2 protein-coding genes are annotated in these 2,696 nt (G+C 46.1%); both read right to left on the bottom strand.

The genetic code is table 11. The annotated features are described in order from the left end of the window. Window positions 1–90: 90 nt before the first annotated feature. Window positions 91–840, bottom strand: a complete 750-nt coding sequence (locus IH879_22200) for a geranylgeranylglyceryl/heptaprenylglyceryl phosphate synthase (protein ID MCH7677639.1) — start codon at window positions 838–840, stop codon at window positions 91–93. A gap of 180 nt (window positions 841–1,020) precedes the next feature. Further along, a partial coding sequence (gene alaS, locus IH879_22195; GenBank protein ID MCH7677638.1) for an alanine--tRNA ligase occupies window positions 1,021–2,696 on the bottom strand: 1,676 nt, incomplete at its 5' end.

Here is a 2,696-nt window from a genome sequence, read left to right as displayed (position 1 = left end):
AAAAGGATAACTGCCGAGACGAAACGCCAATTTTCCCTCAACTTATCGATCCAGTATAACATCAGACTACCCTTAGTGTCAATTATGCTTTTAAATACTATTCGAATGCACCGCCGCCGCGAATTCCCTAATCAAACTCGCGTTCCCCTCTTTCTCCAAAACATTCCCGGTCACCACAAAAGCTGCGCCTGCTTCAACTTTTTGTCTGGCTTCCTCAGGCGTGCGAATACCGCCGCCAACAATTATCGGAACCGAAACATATTTTTCCACTCCGGAAATGAGCTCGTTCGGCACTGACTTCTGAGCACCGCTGCCGGCCTCCAGATAAACCAAACTCATTCCCATGAATTCCGCAGCTAATGCTGTTGCTTTGGCGATATCGGGTTTGTCGCGGGGAATGGGTTGGGTATTGCTCATAAATTCAGCGGAAGTAGTGCTGCCAGACTCGATGAGCATGTAACCAACGGAAATCGCTTCAATACCATGAGCTTTGATTGCAGGCGCGGCTCGCACCTGCTCTCCAATCAGATAAGTTGGATTCCGGCCGCTTATCAAGGAAAGAAAGAATATTGCATCGGCGTACTTCGAAATCTGAGTTTGACTGCCGGGGAAAATGATTAAAGGAACTTCGATTTGTTGTTTAATCTTTTTGACCAGTTCATCAAACGAGGATGAAAGAACAAGACTGCCACCAACTAAAATCGCATCGGCGCCGTCTTCACTTGCCTGCACCGCCAGTTTGACTAACTCATCGGGCTGCCAATTATCCGGGTCGATAAGGACAAAATAACCGGCGCCTCTGGTCTCTTTAATTTTGAGGATTCGTTCGAGGGTTGTCAAATCCGTTGACTCCGCATCTATAATAGAGCTGTCATTTCGAATCCTCGATTTCTTCCTTTTTTAAAATATAGTAGTGCGGAAATCGGGGTTGAGAAATCTGGGCAAGAAAAGTGCTCTATCAGATTCCTCCCAGAGCCTGCCCTGAGCGCAGTCGAAGGGGTCGGAATGACATCTTTTCAGTTATTTATTAATAATTGCAGAAACAATCTCAGGAACCTTTTCAAGCGCCTGTTCTATTTTGTTGATATTCTTTCCACCCGCCAGCGCCATGTGCGGTCTGCCGCCGCCGCTGCCGTCGGCAATTGCGGCGACTTGTTTGATAATATCGCCGGCTTTCAAATTTTTGCCTGAAATCAAATCGTCGGTCACCACGCAGACAAATGAGGCTTTGTCATTAATGACCGAGCTCAAAACACCGACCCCCGAGCCTATTTTCGCCCGCAGGGTATCGCTGATTTGCTTAAGTTCATCAACCGTTTTGCTCGCCATTTGAGATGTCACAATTTTAAAGCCATCAAGACTTTGAGCGCTATTCACAAGCTGCCCGATATCTTGCTGTGCAGATTTCACCCTTAGTTGTTGAATCTCTTTTTCCAGTCGATGCTTTTCACTTAAAAGACTTTGAACTTTGTCGACAAGTTCTTCGTTTGAGCAATTCAAGATTTCCTGAAGATTGTGGCTCAGTTTTTTTTCTTTTCTTAATAGAGTATCGGCTTTGGCGCCGGTTACTGCCTCGAGCCTGCGAATTCCGGCAGCAGCACTTGACTCAGACAAGATTCTAAAATAGCCGATTTCGCCGGTGTGATTCAAATGCGTGCCACCGCAAAGCTCCATGCTGAAGTCAGCAATTTTGACAACCCGCACATACTCACCGTACTTTTCTTCGAATATGGCCATAGCGCCCATTTCCCTGGCTTCAACGTACGTTTTTTGAAGCGTCTTAACCGCTAGATCGTCTCGAACTTTTTCATTTACCCGAGCCTCAATTTTCTCCAATTCTTGCGGAGCAATCTTTTGAAAATGGCTGACATCAAAGCGCAAATGGTCCGGAGCAACCAGCGAGCCAGCCTGAGTGACATGAGTGCCGAGGGTTTCGCGCAAAGCTTTGTGAAGTAAATGAGTTGCAGTGTGATTGCGGGCAGTGGATTTTCGCGGGGTTTTGTCTACTCGCGCTGTTACTTTGGAATTATCTATTTTGTTGCTCTCGGTAAATTCACCGATGTGAACAAAGATGCTGCCGTCGCGAACCGTGTCGTGGATTTTAATTTTGAAGGTGTCGCCAACAATTTCACCGACATCGCCGACCTGTCCACCGGCCTCACCGTAAAAAGGTGTTTGACTCAAGATTAAAAATATTTGCTTGTCTTCGATATGAAACTTTCGAATTTCAGATTCGCATTGCAGTTCTGTGTATCCAAGAAACTTCGAATCCTCTCCTTGAGAAAGCTCTTGCCAATTTTGGTAATCGAAATCTGCCGAGTGGCTCCATTTGCCAGCTTTTCGTGCGCGATCTCTTTGCTCTGACATAGCGTTTTCAAAACCTTTTTCATCAACGGAAAAATTCTTTTGTCGCGCCATTAACTGTGTTAAATCGAGCGGAAAGCCGTACGTGTCATATAAACGAAACGCCTCTTGGCCCGGAATTTCTTTTTGCCCGGACTTTTCAACATCCGCAGTAATTTTCTCAAAAATCTCGATACCGCGATCCAGGGTACTGTTGAAACTTTCTTCTTCCGATTTAATCACCAATGAAACGAATTGGTGCTTTTCTTTCAATTCCGGAAAGGCGTCCCCCATGATGTCAACGAGGACCGGCACCAGTTTGTAGATAAATGGGCCGTGCATGTCGAGGTTGC

The organism is candidate division KSB1 bacterium, from assembly GCA_022562085.1.
Classification (GTDB): Bacteria; Zhuqueibacterota; Zhuqueibacteria; order Oceanimicrobiales; family Oceanimicrobiaceae; genus Oceanimicrobium.
The sequence above is the reverse complement of the archived record's forward strand: the minus strand, read 5'-3'. Positions and strand labels throughout refer to the sequence as shown.